The 682-nt window shown below is 67.7% G+C and carries 1 protein-coding gene; it reads right to left on the reverse strand.

Annotation, left to right across the window (positions count from 1 at the left end):
• Positions 1-676, reverse strand: a 676-nt coding sequence (locus AQJ27_RS51490; RefSeq protein ID WP_244313896.1) for an RNA-guided endonuclease InsQ/TnpB family protein, incomplete at its 3' end; no start/stop codon positions are given.
• Positions 677-682 lie beyond the last annotated feature (6 nt).

Consider the following 682-nt stretch of genomic DNA (forward strand, 5'->3'; position numbering starts at 1 on the left):
AGCCCTTCTCCTTGCGGGCACAGTTGCGCTGTGCCTTGGCGAGGCGAGCGCGGTCGCGGCGTTCGTGCCGGGGGTTGGCGATCTTCTCACCGGTCGACAGGGCCAGCAGGTGGTCCAGGCCGACATCGATCCCCACCGCCGCATCCGCGGCCGCGAGCGGTTTCACCGTCGGGTCGTCGCACAGCATCGACACGAACCAGCGGCCGGCCGCGTCCCGGGACACGGTCACGGTCGTCGGCACACTGCCCTCGGGCAGGGGTCGGGACCAGACGATGTCCAGCGGCCCGGCCATCTTCGCGAGCTTCAACCGGCCGTCACGGAACGTGAACGCCGAGCTGGTGTACTCCGCCGAGGCGCGCGACTTCCGCTTCGACTTGAACCGTGGGTACTTGGCGCGCTTGGAGAAAAAGTTCGCGAACGCCCCTTGCAGGTGCCGCAGCGCCTGCTGGAGCGGAACCGACGACACCTCGTTGAGGAAGGCCAGTTCCCCGGTCTTCTTCCAGGCCGTCAGCATTGCGGAAGACCGGTTGTAGTTGACCCGCTCCTGCCGCGCCCACGCCTCGGTACGGGCCGCGAGCGCCATGTTGTAGACCTTCCGCACGCACCCGAACGTGCGCGACAGCTCCGCTGCCTGCGCATCAGTCGGACAGAAGCGGTACCGATACGCCCGCTTCACGTGAAT

The organism is Streptomyces olivochromogenes, from assembly GCF_001514115.1.
GTDB classification, from domain to species: Bacteria; Actinomycetota; Actinomycetes; order Streptomycetales; family Streptomycetaceae; genus Streptomyces; species Streptomyces olivochromogenes.